General features: G+C 63.6%; 15 protein-coding genes. 5 read left to right on the top strand and 10 right to left on the bottom strand.

Features of this window, described 5'->3' with window-relative positions; all coding sequences use genetic code 11:
- Position 1 precedes the first annotated feature (1 nt).
- The 6 genes from HMI59_RS04780 to HMI59_RS04755 all read right to left on the bottom strand — a co-directional run bounded on the left by HMI59_RS04780 (position 2) and on the right by HMI59_RS04755 (position 7066).
- Positions 2-2050: an Hsp70 family protein gene (locus HMI59_RS04780; RefSeq protein WP_193593675.1), complete on the bottom strand. Its 2049-nt coding sequence runs from the start codon at positions 2048-2050 to the stop codon at positions 2-4.
- Between the two features lie 213 nt (positions 2051-2263).
- Entirely contained in the window at positions 2264-3325 is a 1062-nt protein-coding gene (ccsB, locus tag HMI59_RS04775; RefSeq protein ID WP_193592982.1) for a c-type cytochrome biogenesis protein CcsB, read from the bottom strand.
- Entirely contained in the window at positions 3325-5022 is a 1698-nt protein-coding gene (locus HMI59_RS04770) for a cytochrome c biogenesis protein ResB (protein WP_193592981.1), read from the bottom strand. The genes ccsB and HMI59_RS04770 overlap by 1 nt, the downstream gene beginning before the upstream one ends.
- Positions 5022-5777, bottom strand: a complete 756-nt coding sequence (locus HMI59_RS04765; protein WP_166186669.1) for a cytochrome c biogenesis CcdA family protein — start codon at positions 5775-5777, stop codon at positions 5022-5024. Before HMI59_RS04765 ends, HMI59_RS04770 begins: the two co-directional genes overlap by 1 nt.
- 5 nt (positions 5778-5782) lie before the next feature.
- Positions 5783-6391 (bottom strand): TlpA disulfide reductase family protein, encoded by a 609-nt coding sequence (locus HMI59_RS04760; RefSeq protein ID WP_069695893.1) that lies wholly within the window; start codon positions 6389-6391, stop codon positions 5783-5785.
- A 9-nt stretch (positions 6392-6400) separates the two neighbouring features.
- Positions 6401-7066 (bottom strand): histidine phosphatase family protein, encoded by a 666-nt coding sequence (locus HMI59_RS04755; protein ID WP_193592980.1) that lies wholly within the window; start codon positions 7064-7066, stop codon positions 6401-6403.
- A gap of 204 nt (positions 7067-7270) precedes the next feature.
- Between HMI59_RS04755 and HMI59_RS04750 the strand changes: the two genes are divergently transcribed.
- From HMI59_RS04750 to HMI59_RS04740, 3 genes are all read left to right on the top strand, one after another.
- A complete protein-coding gene (locus tag HMI59_RS04750; RefSeq protein WP_193593674.1) occupies positions 7271-7822 on the top strand; it encodes a YceI family protein in 552 nt (183 codons plus the stop codon).
- Positions 7823-8015: 193 nt separating this feature from the next.
- Positions 8016-8732 carry a hypothetical protein gene (locus HMI59_RS04745; protein ID WP_193592979.1) on the top strand — a complete coding sequence of 239 codons (717 nt, stop codon included), beginning with the start codon at positions 8016-8018 and terminating at the stop codon, positions 8730-8732.
- Positions 8733-9033: 301 nt separating this feature from the next.
- The gene (locus HMI59_RS04740; RefSeq protein WP_193592978.1) at positions 9034-9801 is read left to right on the top strand and encodes a hypothetical protein; all 768 of its coding nucleotides are present in this window, start codon (positions 9034-9036) and stop codon (positions 9799-9801) included.
- 58 nt (positions 9802-9859) lie between these two features.
- Here HMI59_RS04740 and HMI59_RS04735 read toward each other — a convergent pair whose 3' ends face one another.
- Both HMI59_RS04735 and HMI59_RS04730 read right to left on the bottom strand, forming a co-directional pair.
- Positions 9860-10567, bottom strand: a complete 708-nt coding sequence (locus HMI59_RS04735) for a redox-sensing transcriptional repressor Rex (protein ID WP_193592977.1) — start codon at positions 10565-10567, stop codon at positions 9860-9862.
- A gap of 75 nt (positions 10568-10642) precedes the next feature.
- Positions 10643-10897, bottom strand: coding sequence for a glutaredoxin family protein (locus tag HMI59_RS04730; RefSeq protein WP_193592976.1), 255 nt, complete (start codon positions 10895-10897; stop codon positions 10643-10645).
- 172 nt (positions 10898-11069) lie between these two features.
- Between HMI59_RS04730 and HMI59_RS04725 the strand changes: the two genes are divergently transcribed.
- A complete protein-coding gene (locus HMI59_RS04725; RefSeq protein ID WP_021474351.1) occupies positions 11070-11885 on the top strand; it encodes an HAD family phosphatase in 816 nt (271 codons plus the stop codon).
- Positions 11886-12447: 562 nt separating this feature from the next.
- Positions 12448-13023: an endonuclease domain-containing protein gene (locus HMI59_RS26065; protein ID WP_370583567.1), complete on the top strand. Its 576-nt coding sequence runs from the start codon at positions 12448-12450 to the stop codon at positions 13021-13023.
- Positions 13024-13313: 290 nt separating this feature from the next.
- On the opposite strand, the gene HMI59_RS04715 is transcribed toward HMI59_RS26065, so the two are convergent.
- Together HMI59_RS04715 and HMI59_RS04710 are read right to left on the bottom strand one after the other, a co-directional pair.
- Positions 13314-13412 (bottom strand): 30S ribosomal protein bS22, encoded by a 99-nt coding sequence (locus HMI59_RS04715; RefSeq protein WP_003792170.1) that lies wholly within the window; start codon positions 13410-13412, stop codon positions 13314-13316.
- A gap of 171 nt (positions 13413-13583) precedes the next feature.
- Complete coding sequence (locus HMI59_RS04710) at positions 13584-13796, bottom strand: helix-turn-helix domain-containing protein (RefSeq protein ID WP_021474348.1); 213 nt, start codon at positions 13794-13796, stop codon at positions 13584-13586.
- Positions 13797-13941 lie beyond the last annotated feature (145 nt).

Genomic DNA, 13941 nt, shown 5'->3' with positions numbered 1-13941 from the left:
CCTACACCTCCGGGGCCGGTGCGGGTTCTTGGCTCGGGCTCGTTTCAGGTGGAACGGGCGCCACGGACGGCTCCGTCGCCGGTTCCGTTGGCACTGGGTCCTGCGTTACCGGAGGAGGTTCCGGCGCTTGGATTGTAGGTTCGGGCGAAGGCACCACGGGGTCCGGCTCGGGCGGCTGCGTCGGATCCGTGACAGGAGGTTGCGTCGGGTCCGTGACAGGAGGTTGGGTCGGATCCGTCACAGGAGGCTGGGTCGGGTCCGTCACGGGCGGCTGGGTCGGTGGGGTGGTCGGGGTTGGACCACTGGCTGCACCACCCGGTTCCGAGGCAGGGGGCGACGACGGCGTTGACGTCCCCGGAGTGGCAGTTCCCGTGCCGCTGCCCGGGGCTGTGGTCCCCGGCGTCGTGGTTCCGCCTGCGTTGCCGGTGGTCGCGCCGGCCGCAGTGCCGCTGCCCGTTCCGGCGCTGCCGGTACTTTGGCCGGTGGTGGACTTCTTTGCGCCCTGCCCGGTGCCCGCGGACGTTCTGGCAGCGGCGCCCTTGGCGCTTGCGTCCAGTCCTGTTCCGGCCTTGGCGGCAGGAGGAACGGCCCCGCCGCCGTTGGCCTGTCCCTTCGCTTGGGCTCCGCCTTGCGCACCGGCGGGCTGAGCGCCGCTTGCCTGGGCACCGCCGTCGCGCATCACGTCCGCGGCCTGTGAGCCGAAGAGTGCCTGCACGTCCGGGCTCTGCGCCGCCGTCGCGGTCAACACGGTCAGGACGGTGGCGGCCGCCGCGGCAGCCGCGGCCATGCGGACGCGCGAACGCGGAGCATGCCGGCCTGCCTTGGTCCCGTCCGCTGCCGCGGCTTTCAGCGCAGCCAGCGCCGGGCGTCCACGCACGACGTCGGGGCGCGGCACGGTTTCCAGCGGCACCTCGCGTTGCTCCTGGGCGGGGGCCACAGACCCAGCGGCAAGCGCAGCGGCTTCGGCGTCGGGTGTGCCCTTCAGCGAAAGCGCGGCACCGAGGCAAATGGAGGCTTTGGGATCGGCGTCCACGGCGATGGGCCGCTCCAGTTCAACCGAGATCAGTTCGGCAACCAGCGGCACTCGGGACGAACCGCCAATGAGCAGCACCACGCTCAAGTCCTCCGGCTGCAACCGGACCTCAGCCAAGCTGCGTTCCAAGGCGTCCAGGGTGTCGCGGATGTGCGGTTCGATCATCGCCTCAAACTCGGCGCGGACCAGGCGGACCGACTGCTGGGTTCCCGGGAGGGAGACAGAGATGCTTGCTTCGCTGTCCAGGGACAGCGCTTCCTTGGCTTCCCGGCACTCACGGCGTAAGCGTGAGAGTGCGGCGAGCGTTGCAGGGTCCTCGGGCGCCAGGCCCGTGACGGCTTCGCCCAAGTGGGCCACCACGTGACGCAAAACAGCGGCGTCGAAATCGGCGCCGCCAAGGGTTTCAATGCCATCGGGATGGCCCAGTAGTTCAAAGCGTCCTGCTCCTGCCTTGCGGAGCACAGCGGTGTCGAACGTGCCACCGCCGAGGTCGTAGACGGCAATGGTGCTGCCATCCTCCACACGGGTCTGGGACGCGTAATGGAGTGCTGCGGCTTCCGGTTCGCTGATCAGCGTGACTTCCGGAAGTCCGGCTATATTCAGGGCTGCAAGGACCGTGGATGTCCGGTGCTGGCCCCATGCAGCCGGGTGCGTCATGATTACTGAATCCGCCGGACCGCCTTCGCGTTCCCGGGCCTTGTCCACCACCCAACGGGCCATCGTGGCATAGACGTCCTCGGGCGCCATCCATGCTTCCCCGACGGCGATCGGGACGGAGTCTCCAATGCGTCTCTTGAATTCCCGGACCATCCGCTGGGGATCGTCCAGGCCCCGGCGCTCGGCGGCTTCGCCCACCAGTACCCTGCCGTCGTCGGCGTAGTAGAGCACCGAGGGCACTGCGCTGCCGTGCAAACCCAACGGGAGTATCTCGGGGGCAAGGTTGGTGCCTTGCCCCTCCTTGTAAATGGCTGCCGCGGTAAAACTCGTCCCGACGTCAATGGCGAGAACATAGCTCATAGTTACCTCGAAAAGAACATGGGCATGGCGCATGCGGTCTTCTTCACAGGCGGGGTTCACACAAGGTAGCACTTGCCCGGCAGCGGGCAAAAGCACTTTTCACAGCTTCCTTGGAGCTTTCTTCAACTGATAGTCGACTCGATGGAGAAAGCCCAGATCAGGCCACGGTCGCGGCCTTGCCGGCCAACATTCGGCCGCCACGGCCGTACGGCTTTAGAGGCCTGAGTACGAGTGCAGGCCGTTGAAGACCGTGTTCACCAGCGTGAAGTTGATGATCACGCAGGCGTAGCCCACGATCGACAACCACGCAGCACGCGTTCCGGTCCAGCCGCGGGTTGCCCTGGCGTGCAGGTAGCCGGCGTAGACCACCCAGATGACGAACGTCCAGACTTCCTTAGGGTCCCAGCCCCAGAAACGGCCCCACGCCTTTTCGGCCCAGATGGCACCGAACATCAGGGTGAAGGTCCAGCCGACAAAGGCCACGGTGTTGATCCGGTAGGAAAGGTTTTCCAGGCTCAAGGCGTTGGGGACCACGCGCAGGAACGCCAGGTTGTCCGCGCGGCCTGCGGCCAGGTTCTTCTGGCGGTAGGACTGGAGCAGCTGCAGCGCGGACATCGCAAACGTCAGGGTGAACAACGCAGAGGACAGCACCGCAATGGACACATGGATGATCAGCCAGTAGCTCTGCAACGCGGGAACGAGGTGGCCCACCGGAGTCCAGAAAGCCACGGATGCGGCAACAAGCATGATGATGGCCAGGCCAACCACGAACGTGCCCAGGAAGCGGAGGTCCCTGCGGATCAGCGCGATGAGGAAGACCGCCACCGCCACAAAAGCACCCGTGGTGAGGAACTCGTACATGTTGCCCCACGGCACGCGGCCGGCACCCAGCGCACGCGTCACGACGCCGGCACCGTGGATGAGCACACCCAGGACGGTCAGTGCTACGCCCACCCGGGCGGCAGCCCGGCGTTCGCCGGCGTACTTCATGTCGCCCGCCGCCGTCGACTCAGCAACGGTAGGGCCCGACGTCGGACGCTCGCCACGGTCCGCCGGCCCTGCGGCGTCGGAGGCACCCAAGCCGATTCGGCCGGCCGCCACGGCGACCTTTTCCGTGGTCGAGCCCGCTGCCGCCTTCAGGTCAACGGCACGGAGGGTCTTGCTGCTCTTGGCCAGGTCCCAGAGGAAAGCAAGGAACGCAATGGTGTACGTGCCGGCGGCCAACAGCATGAAGAGCTCACTGTACTGGCCCAGGGTTTCGTTGATAGCGGGCATTACTGGTCCTTCTGGGTTGTGGAAGAGACGGTGTCGGGAGTGTCACTGGGGTGCGGCGAAATCTGCCATTCGTTGGCGAGGAGTTCCCTGATGGCCGCTGCTTCGCCGGCCAGGCGGTGGTCTTCGCCGCGGGCCAGGAGGCCGTACTCGATCATGGTGCGGCCGTCCTGGTGGGTTCCGGTCCGGACCCACACGCGGCGGCGGCTGATGTAGAGCGAGGTCACCAGGCCGGCAACGGCCAGAAGGCCGAAAATCAACGCGTACAGCTGGCCCGGGTTGTGGTGGATGTCCACACCGACGTACTTCTTGACGCTGTCGAAAGTGATGCTTCCCTTGCCCTCCGGGAGCGTCGCAGTCTGGCCCAGGGCGAGCGTGATGCCGCCGGCCTCGAGCTTGCGTCCGTTCAACTGGGTGAGGTCGCTGACGTCGAGCTCGAAGACGTTCTGGGGAACACCCTTGTCCAGGCCCAGGTCGCCGAAGTACGAGTCGAGGTTGAGCTGGGGGTTGGCCAGGACGGGATCGGCGCTGAAGGAGATCCCTTCTTCCGTTTCGAACGCGGTGGGCAGGAAGAAGCCGTTGAAGCCCAACTGGTCCGGTTTGCCGTCCGGAACCTTGATGACCACCGAAGAGTAGTAGTTGTCGCCCTGGACCTTGGCAGTAACCGGGCCCTGGAACGCTACATTGCCCTCGCCGTCGCGGACCGTGACCACAGGAGCGTAACCGTTACCCGTGAGGTACATGCTGGTGCCGCCCAGGGAGATGGGGTCGTTGACCTTGAGGATCTCCTTCTTCTCGGGAGCATCCGGGTTTTCCTTGGTGGTTACCTCGGCCGTGTAGTCGATCGGCTGGCCGGTCTTATTGGGCGATTCCCTGTCGAAGGTGGCTTGGAACTTGTCCAGGCGGACCGAGTATGGCTGCAGCCAGCCGCTCTGGAAGTTGGTGCCCGGGGAGAACTGGTCGTAGCCCACCAGGGTGTTGACGAACGTGTCGCCCTCCACAAGGATGCGCTGACCGCTGTAGCCGAACAGCCCGCCGATGGCCACTGACACCAGCACGCCGATCAGCGACGTGTGGAAAACCAGGTTTCCCACTTCCTTCATGAAGCCGCGCTCGGCGCCCAGGCTCGGCAGATCGCCGTCGGCGTCCCTGACCTCAACGCGGTAGCCGCGCTTCTTCAGTACTCCGGCGGCATCGGTGATGGCCGTCGACGCCGGGATCCCGGCGTCGGCGGCCAGGACCAGGGTGCCGTACTCCGGAAGCCGCGACAGGCGCTTTGGCGTACGCGGCGGCTGGGACTTCATGGCCTTGTAGTGCGCAATGGCCCGGGGCGTGACGCAACCGATCAGCGAAATGAACAACAAGAGGTAGATGGCCGAGAACCACGCCGAGGAGTAGACATCGAACATCTGCACAGCATCCAGGAACGGGCCCGACGTCGGGTTGTTCTTAATCCAGTCGGTCACCACTGCGGGATTCGCGGGCCGTTGCGGGAACAGCGATCCGGGCACTGCGGCAACCGCAAGCAGGAGCAGCAGGAACAGGGCCGTGCGCATGCTGGTGAGCTGCGTCCATGCCCAACGGAGCATGCCGCCCACACCCAACGTGGGCAGCGCGGCGTCCGACTTTGCTTGCTGGAGCTTGCCCGCGTCAGGTCCTTCGGCGGGAGACTTCTTGGTGGATTTCACGGACTCGCTCATCAGATCGGCAACTTCACGTCGGTTTGGAACCAGTACTGCAACTCAGTCACCCAATGACCCCACACTCCTGTGGCCATGAGGATGCCAAGCATAATCAGGATGCCGCCGCCGATCCGCTGGATGGCCAGGCGGTGCTTGCGGAAGAAGGACATCACGCCCATGCCACGCCGGACGGCCAGCGCGATCAACAGGAACGGCACACCCAGTCCCAGGCTGTAAACGAAGGCGAGCAGCGCACCCTTCGCCGCGGACGATCCTCCGGAAAGGCTCAGCAGCTGCACGGCCGAATACGTCGGTCCGATGCACGGGGCCCACCCCAGGCCGAACGTCAGCCCAAGCAACGGAGCACCCCACAGGCCGGCCGGAGGTTTGGCGTGGATCTTCGCGTCGCGCTGCAACCAGGAGAAGCCACCCATGAACACGACGCCCATGATGATCACCAGGACCCCCAGGAGCTGGGTGATCCATGCGTTCTGGCTGCCGGTGAGCACTGTGCCCAGTTGGCCGAACGCCCCGCCCAGGAGCACGAAGATGACCGAAAAGCCCAGCACGAACAGGCCGATCCCGACCAGCATGCGGCCCCGCCGCTGCCGTTGAAGGTCGACGCCGGTCAGCCCGGTGACGTAGCCAAGGTAACCCGGGACGAGCGGCAGCACGCACGGGGAAAGAAAGGAAACAAGGCCCGCCAAAAGAGCCACCGGCACGGCCAGCAGCAACGATCCGTTCAGGATGGTTTCGGCGAAGGGACTGTTCATGGGGACTACTCGGCCACGGCTGAAGCGATCAGGGCCTTGAGCGTGCTCTTTTCGATCTCGCCCAGCACACGGGAGGCAACTTTGCCGTCCTTGTCCAGCACCAGGGTGGTGGGTACGGCGCCGGGTGGAACAATGCCGGAGACGGAGAGCAGGACCGCCCCGTCCTTGTCATTGAAGCTCGGGTAGGTGATGTTGAAGGTCTTGTCGAACGCTTCGGCCGTGGCTTTTTCGTCACGCAGGTTGACCCCGAAGAACTGGACGCCCTGGTCCTTGTACTCCTGGTGCAGCGCTTCGAGCTGCGGCGCTTCCACCCGGCAGGGCGCGCAGGCGGCGAACCAGAAGTTCAGCACCGTGACTTTTCCCTTGAGGACGTCCGGGGTTACGGCCGTTCCGTCAAAGAGGGTTCCCTTGAGCGCCACAGGTGCACTGCGGTCAGCCTTGGCAAACTCGGTCACGGAGCCGTCGCCTGCAACGTAGTTCTTGTTGTCGCCCTTTCGTGCTTGTTCGGCGAGGGAATCCTCCTGGGCGCAGGCAGAGAGGCCCATGGTGAGCCCTGCCAGGAGGACGCCGCCGGCAGCGAGCGCACTGCGGCGCGTGAGGTTCTTCTTATCCATGATTCGCTTTCATGCCCCCGGGGTGCTGGCAGCACCGGGCAGCAGGACTGCCGCGGGCTCGCTGTACTCGATGCGGAGGATCTTGCCGTCTTCGTCAAACACCAACGACGTCAGTGATGTCAGGGTGCATTCACGTTTCCGGGGGTCGTGGGCCAACGGCCGGCCCTCCGCGGACAGGCGGGTAGCCCAGATGGGCAGCTGGTGGCTGACGAGGATTGCTTCTGCTCCCTCACCGCCCAGTTCAAGGGCCTTCAGGCGGGCATCCTGGACCGCGGCGATCACGCGGGCCGCCTGTTCCTTGTACGGTTCGCCCCAGGAAGGCCGCAGGGGGTTGCGGAAGTAGAACCAGTGCTTGGGCTTGAGGAACTCGCTCTTGGTCGGGTGGAGCCCCTCGAAGTGGTTCTCCGCCTCGATGATGCGCGGGTCGGTAGTGATCTCCAGGCCAAGTGCTTCCGCCGTGGGCACGGCAGTTTCCTGCGCGCGCGTCAGTGGCGAGGCCACCAGGTGGACGATCTTCGCGCCGTTTCCTGCACGCGCCGTGAAGTGCTCGGCAAGCATGCGGGCCATATCCCTGCCCCGTTCGGAGAGGTGGAATTCGGGCAGCCGACCATACAGGACGCCATCGGGATTATGGACTTCGCCATGGCGGAGCAGATGGACAGTTGCGTGGGGCATGTTTACCAGTTTCTCAAAGATACGGAGCGATCTGAAATCTTCTACCGCTAGTAGAACTCAAAGTTTTCCAAAAATGTTCCGGCGGGGTGGAATAAAAGATGCATATGCATGTTTATACTGGATACGAAGCTCGGTTGATACTTCAAGTAATCAAGTTCAGCCGGGTAAGCACAATCCCTTCCACCACACAGGAGCAACACCATGATGACCCTCCCCGCCAACGTCACCACCGGCACTTGGACCCTCGACAACTCCCACAGCGAGATCGCTTTCACCGTGCGTCACGCCGGTATCAGCAAGGTTCGCGGCCAGTTCAAGGACGCATCCGCCACCCTGGAGGTCGGCGAAACGCTCACGGACTCCAAGGTGACCGCCACCATCCAGACCGCCAGCTTCGACTCCGGTGACGCCAACCGCGACGCCCACGTCAAGGGCGAGGACTTCTTCGACATCGAGAAGTTCCCGGAGATGACCTTCGTCTCCCGCCACGTCAAGGCCAACGGAGACGGCTTCGACCTTGTGGGCGATCTCACCATCAAGGGTGTCACCAAGGAAGTTGCCATCGAGACCGAGTTCAACGGCGTGGCCGTAGACCCGTTCGGCAACACCCGCGCCGGCGTCTCCGGCGAAACCACCATCAGCCGCAAGGACTTCGGCCTCACCTGGAACGCCGTGCTCGAAGCCGGCGGCGTCCTGGTCAGCGACAAGGTTGCCATCAACCTCGAACTCGCCTTCATCGCACCGGCCGCTGCCTGATTTCCCCGCTTTTCCACGGAACGGCGTCTCCCCCTCACCGCATCAGGTGAGCCCCGACAGGGCTGGGCGGAGGCGCCGTTCCCGCGTGCTCGGAACTCACCGGGCTAATAGCTGGCTGACCTGCGCGTACTTACCTAAATCGTTGGTCCGGAATTTCCTATGTTTCGCACACCCTGCGGTCTAGAGTGATGCCATGAGTAACCCAGACGAAGCACCACAGCCACAGCAGCCCGGCGCCCAGCCTCCGCAGCCCGGCAATGTTCCTCCTGCGGGTTACCAGCCTCCGCAGGGCTACCAACCTCCCCAGGGCTACCAGCCGCCCCCGGGTTATCAGTCACCGGGTCAACAGCCCCAGCCCGGCCAGTATTCGCAGCCGGGCCAATATTCGCAGCCTGCTGCGGGCCAGCCCGGCGGGTTCCACTTCGAAATGCCCACCGACGGTCCCCGGAGCTTCAACGATGTCCTCCCCCAGGGTGGCTTCTCCGGCATGTTCAAGACCCAAGGCCTGCCCACCGAACTGAAAGTGTCCTATTTCATCTGGGTAATCTCGGGCCTGGTGGGGTTATTGTTCGGGCTGATCGGACTTTTCGCCATCATCGCGGCCTTTGCCTTCATTCCGGCCCTGGCAGCCGTCGCCCTGGTACTGCTCGTCGTGAGCCTCGCCGTGGCCGCAGCCCAAGTGGTGCTGGCCATGAAGATGAAGGAAGGCAAGGAATGGGCGCGCCTGGCGCTCACCGCCATTGCCGCCGTGTCACTGGTGCTCGCCATCTTCGGCTCCATCAACATGGGCGGTCCAAGCACCGGGCTGGGCAGCAACTGGTTCGGCTTCCTTGTCAGCGCCGTAGCCGTCGTCCTCATGTGGCTTCCCAACTCGCAACTTTGGTTCAAGGCAGTCAAGGGCACTGCCTGACCAAACCGATGCTCCGCCGTCGGGCCTTATGGCCGGCGCCGGACTCCGGTTCCGCCGTCGGGCGTTGCTCAAGCGCGGAAGGCCGCGGCCCTTACGGGGGCCGCGGCCTTCATCACGAAGGCGTATTTCCCGCGGTCTTTGTACGCCCACATGATGATTTATCCACACGCGGGAAATTCCAGCGTGTGCTCGTCCCCACCGCCAAACGGTCGGGGTACGGTGGATTCAGAACCATGCTGGGGGCAGGGTATTTTGTGGACCCCGGTAGCCGTACCAGTAGTCGAACAAGCAAAGGAATGCCATGAGCAACCCTCCCTACCCGCCCTCGAACCCGGGCGACTCCGGCCCCGAGCAGCAGGGGTCCCAGCCCTCTACACCGCAGTACGGCCAGCAGTCCCAGCCGCAGGCGCCGCAGTACGGGCAGCCGGCTGCTCCCCAGTACGGTCAACAAACGCCGCAGTACGGCCAGCAAGCCCCACAGTATGGCCAGCAGGCACCGCAGTACGGCCAGCAGGCTCCCCAGTACGGGCAGCAGGGCTCGCCTTACGGCCAAGCTGCTCCGCAGTACGGGCAGGACACCAACTGGCCCAGCCAGCAGCCGGGTCCCAGCGGCGTCCCCCAACTGGTCAACGTCTCCTTCTGGATGATCCTTGCCGCCGGCATCCTGACCCTGATCTCCATCCCCGTAACCATCGCCCTGCTGAACTCCAGCGAAGGCCAGTCCATGATTCAGGACGCCCTTGATGCGCAGGGCACCAGCGGAAGCGAAATCTCGGTGAGCAGCATCGTTGGCGTTGCCATCACGTTCGTGGTGATCATCTCGCTGATCATGGCCGGGCTGTATGCCTTGGTCGCCTTCAAGATCCGCAAGGGCAAGAACTGGGCCCGCATCCTGGGCACGGTCTTCGCCGCGATTTCGCTTCTCGGCCTGACCCAGATCGGCGTGGGCACCATCACCATCCTGCTCGGCGTTGCCGCGATGGTGTTGCTTTACCTGCCGGCTACTGCTCCCTACTTCCGTAAGCAGCAGGCCTTCGGCAACCCGTACCAAAACCCTTACGGCCGCTAGGCCATCACTTCACGGTCATAAGCCGTGAACTTTCAACAACGGGCACGGACCCGGCGGGCTAAACGGCCCCGCCCGGAGTCTGTGCCCGTTGTGCGTGGTACGCCAGGATCTGCAGCTCGGTGGCCATGTCGACTTTCCGCAGGTTGACGTGCGGCGGGACCTGAAGGAGCACGGGCGCGAAGCTCAGGATGCTGCGGATCCCCGCGGCGATAACCCGGTCGCAGACTTGCTGGGCCACTGTTGCAGGGAGCGCCAACACCACCATGTTGGCGTGGGTCCGCTCCAAGACGCGTTCCAGCTCGGCGGCGTCGCTGACCCGCAGCCAGCCCACCTCGTTGCCGATCACCATGGGGTCGGCGTCAAAAATGGCAACAACATCGAAGCCGCGGGACTCGAAGCCTCCGTACCTGGCCAGTGCCTTGCCGAGGTTCCCGGCACCGACAATCGCGACCTTCCAGTCGTGCGTCAGCCCCATGGCAGCGGCGATGTGGCGGCTGAGGTTCTGCACCTCGTAGCCCACGCCCCGGGTGCCGTAAGACCCCACGTAGGACAGGTCCTTGCGGAGGGTGGAGGAGCTGACACCGGAAGCCTCAGCCAAGGCCTCCGAAGAGACCCGCTCCACGCCTTCAGCCAGGAGCGAGTTCAGCGCGCGCAAGTAGAGGGTCATCCGGGCCACAGCCGCGGGCGGGATCTGCTTCGCGGCAGATTCGTGGTCCCCCGTTGTTGCTTCAGGGGACGGTTCCAGCGCAGTCACGGTTTTCTCCATTGCGTCACTTTGTTGTTCAACTCTATGGCCCCCGGCCACGCTCAACAAAAGCCGTTACCTCCCGGTAGCTGCCGCTCAGGCCGCCAGGGCCTTCTTGAGAATCCGCGTCAACCGCTGTTCGTCGATCGTCCAAAAATCCCGCTGCACGCCGTCCACCAGGACCACCGGGATCTCCTCCGCGTACTTCTGCTGCAGCTCAGGATCATCCTCGATCCGTTGCTCCGTCCACGCCACTCCGAGCCCGGAGGTCACGCGTTCGACGGCGGCGCAGGCCGCCGTGCAGAGGTGGCAGTCAGCTTTGGTGAGGAGGACGACGTCGGGAGTAGCCATGCCTCCACGTTAACCCCCACCCGACCATCCCTCTCCCACATCCCACCCCCACCCGACCATCCCTCTCCCACATCCCACCCCCACCCGACCATCCCTCTCCCACATCCCACCCGCGGGGCGGCGTAAACGCGCCTCCCAGCGAGGGGCGGCGGCAATTGACTAGACTCAATGCATGCCCGAGGAGAATAACGCCGCCATAGCCGCGGCTGCCCTAGCGCAGTCGAATACCGGTGAGGCTGCTTTCTTCGACGTGGACAACACCTTGATGAAGGGCGCAAGCCTCTTCCATGTGGCCCGGAAAATGTACGAACGAAGGGCCTTCACGCTGTCCCAGGCAGCGGGGTTTGCCTGGAAACAGTTCAAGTTCGTATTGCGCGGCGAAAACCTGGATGATGTCCATGCCGTCCGGGACTCGGCCTTAACGCTCGCCGCAGGAATCACCGTCGATGACATCAAAGCACTTGGCGAAGAGGTCTACGACGAGATGATCGAGTCCAGGATTTGGCCCGGCACCAAGGCCTTGGCGGAGCAGCATCTTCGAATTGGTCGACCCGTCTGGCTGGTTACTGCCACTCCTATCGAAGTTGCCACAGTGATATCCACCAGGCTTGGGCTGACCGGCGCGTTGGGTACCGTCGGTGAGATCGAGGACGGTATGTATACCGGGCGTTTGGTGGGCGACATTCTGCATGGCCCGGCCAAAGCAGTCGCCGTCAGCCTGGTCGCTGAAAGGGAAGGCCTGGATTTGGAGCACTGCTGGGCCTACAGCGACTCCGCCAATGACATCCCGCTCCTCACCATGGTGGGCCATCCCGTGGTGATCAATCCTGATTCCCGGCTTCGCAAGCACGCCCGCGAGAACAATTGGCCGGTCTACGACTTCCGCTCCGGTCGCCGCGCGGCAACCCTCGGCCTCAAAGCCGCTACGGTGGGTGGGGCTGTTTATGGATTGTGGCGGGGATTCAGCCGCTTCCGCACCCCCCGCTGACCCTCTATCACTTCCCGCCCCTTCCCCCGGGTTCCTCTATCACTTCCCGCCGCCTTTCCCGGCTTCCTCTATCACTTCCCGCCCGGTTTTCCGGCTTCCTCTATCACCCGGTCAAAATCGACCGGGTGCCTGTGGATAACTTCTGCGGGCATCGAGGCTTTCCGGCAACAATGCCTTTATGGAAAAGCCTTCTCTCATCAGCCCTAGACTGCCTTACGCGCCCTTTACATTGAGTGAAGCCAAAGCTGCGGGATTACAACAGACCGAGCTATGGCGGCGAACTGACATCGATCCTGTCAGCAGGGGCCTCTATCGACCGGTGGAGTGGGATTTTGACCTTGCAGCGGCAGCACGGTCGTTGTCCGCCGCCAGCCCGGGAGCATGGATTTCACACGTTACCGCCGCGAGATTGCAGGGACTTTTCCTTCCGCCGTGGTTGTCAGATTCCAACGAACTGCACCTCAGCAAACCCAGGAAGCTTCCTCCTGTGCGCCGCAAAGGAGTGGTCGGACATACCGTGTTGGCCTTTGACGGTGAAGTCGAGGAGACGCAGGGAATTCGGATGACCACGCGTTCGAGGACGTGGCTCGACTTGGCCACACAGCTACCGTTATACGACCTCATCTGCGTTGGAGATCAGCTCATACGCGTGCCGAGGCCGGAGTTGGAAGGACGAACTGCTCCATACGCAACCCTCGCTGAACTGCGCACACTGCTGGACCGTCACCGCAGAAGGCAGGGCGTCGTCCGCGCGCGTGAGGCCCTCGAGCCTATGCGCGTCGGCGCTGATTCGGCACCGGAAACGCGGCTTCGGCTCGCCATGCTCGATGCTGGCCTCCCGGAGCCTGAACTCCAAGTGAAACTTCGGGTAGGGGATCCCTTCTCGCCGACTACCGACCTGGGCTTCAGGGCCCGCCGGCTCGCCATACAGTACGACGGCGGCCATCACCTTGAGGAGGAACAGATCCTCAGCGATATGCGCAGGGATAAAGCCTTTCGGGCGGCCGGATGGACCGTTTTGGTATTCGACAAAGACGACGCGGGAGAAGACTTCGTCTCTGCAACGAAGCAGATCAAGAAGGCACTGCGGACGGCATGGATGGACCCTTCGGTCGAGTCCGGGTTCGCCCGGGGGTGACAGAGGGACGCCCGGAAATGGGCGGGACGTGATAGAGGAACACCCCGAAACGGGCGGGACGTGATAGAGGAACACCCCGAAACGGGCGGGACGTGATAGAGGAACACCCCGAAACGGGCGGGACGTGATAGAGGAACGCCCCGAAACGGGCGGGACGTGATAGAGGAACACCCTAAAGGGCGCGGGAGGTGATAGAGGGATGCAGGAGGGGCGGGGATGCAGGAGGGGCGGGGATGCAGAAATGCCCGCCGCCTTGGAGGCAACGGGCATTCACGCTTGATGAAATATTTCTACTTCTTATTGCGGCGCTGGTGGCGAGTCTTGCGAAGCAGCTTGCGGTGCTTCTTCTTGGCCATACGCTTGCGGCGCTTCTTAATAACTGAACCCACGAAAGTTCCTTACAAACTAGATGAAGGTCCTGTCTGTTGGAACGGATCCGCGGACAAAGCAGCAGACAGTACAACTGACAGATTCTTACAATGACGTAAAACGTTCCTTAACAGGGTACCGCTTCACAGAGGTACCCGATGACCACGGCCCGCTGTGCGGACAATCGGCACTCAGGCGGTCTCGGTTTGCCCGTCCACAACAGCACCTTTCAGGTACTGTGCGACGGCCTCCTCGGGAACACGGAAAGAACGGCCGAACCTGACGGCCGGCATTTCTCCGGAGTGAACCAAGCGGTACACGGTCATTTTGGAAACGCGCAGGACGTCGGCCACTTCGGCCACCGTCATGAAACGCGCGTTCGAGAAGTTAGTCTCCGCGGACATTTCCCATATTCCTTTGCTCTCAGACAATAGGACACCCCCAGCAGAACGGTGTGCCGATGCTGAGCCATCAAACAACCATGTCTAGATACTCTAGAGGCTGATGGTGCCAATGTGAAAGCACTTTGGGAAAAGTGGGACTGTACTT

Origin of the sequence: Paenarthrobacter sp. YJN-5, assembly GCF_015040095.1 — a bacterium.
Classification (GTDB): Bacteria; Actinomycetota; Actinomycetes; order Actinomycetales; family Micrococcaceae; genus Arthrobacter; species Arthrobacter ureafaciens.
Note: the sequence above shows the minus strand (reverse complement) of the source record. Positions and strands in the feature narration are given on the sequence as shown.

Excerpts from the sequence above, each read along its gene's own strand:
- HMI59_RS04780 (WP_193593675.1), bottom strand. The coding sequence starts at position 2,050 with ATGAGCTATGTTCTCGCCATTGACGTCGGGACGAGTTTTACCGCGGCA.
- ccsB (WP_193592982.1), bottom strand. The coding sequence starts at position 3,325 with ATGCCCGCTATCAACGAAACCCTGGGCCAGTACAGTGAGCTCTTCATG.
- HMI59_RS04770 (WP_193592981.1), bottom strand. The coding sequence starts at position 5,022 with ATGAGCGAGTCCGTGAAATCCACCAAGAAGTCTCCCGCCGAAGGACCT.
- HMI59_RS04765 (WP_166186669.1), bottom strand. The coding sequence starts at position 5,777 with ATGAACAGTCCCTTCGCCGAAACCATCCTGAACGGATCGTTGCTGCTG.
- HMI59_RS04760 (WP_069695893.1), bottom strand. The coding sequence starts at position 6,391 with ATGGATAAGAAGAACCTCACGCGCCGCAGTGCGCTCGCTGCCGGCGGC.
- HMI59_RS04755 (WP_193592980.1), bottom strand. The coding sequence starts at position 7,066 with ATGCCCCACGCAACTGTCCATCTGCTCCGCCATGGCGAAGTCCATAAT.
- HMI59_RS04750 (WP_193593674.1), top strand. The coding sequence starts at position 7,271 with ATGACCCTCCCCGCCAACGTCACCACCGGCACTTGGACCCTCGACAAC.
- HMI59_RS04745 (WP_193592979.1), top strand. The coding sequence starts at position 8,016 with ATGAGTAACCCAGACGAAGCACCACAGCCACAGCAGCCCGGCGCCCAG.
- HMI59_RS04740 (WP_193592978.1), top strand. The coding sequence starts at position 9,034 with ATGAGCAACCCTCCCTACCCGCCCTCGAACCCGGGCGACTCCGGCCCC.
- HMI59_RS04735 (WP_193592977.1), bottom strand. The coding sequence starts at position 10,567 with ATGGAGAAAACCGTGACTGCGCTGGAACCGTCCCCTGAAGCAACAACG.
- HMI59_RS04730 (WP_193592976.1), bottom strand. The coding sequence starts at position 10,897 with ATGGCTACTCCCGACGTCGTCCTCCTCACCAAAGCTGACTGCCACCTC.
- HMI59_RS04725 (WP_021474351.1), top strand. The coding sequence starts at position 11,070 with ATGCCCGAGGAGAATAACGCCGCCATAGCCGCGGCTGCCCTAGCGCAG.
- HMI59_RS26065 (WP_370583567.1), top strand. The coding sequence starts at position 12,448 with ATGACCACGCGTTCGAGGACGTGGCTCGACTTGGCCACACAGCTACCG.
- HMI59_RS04710 (WP_021474348.1), bottom strand. The coding sequence starts at position 13,796 with ATGTCCGCGGAGACTAACTTCTCGAACGCGCGTTTCATGACGGTGGCC.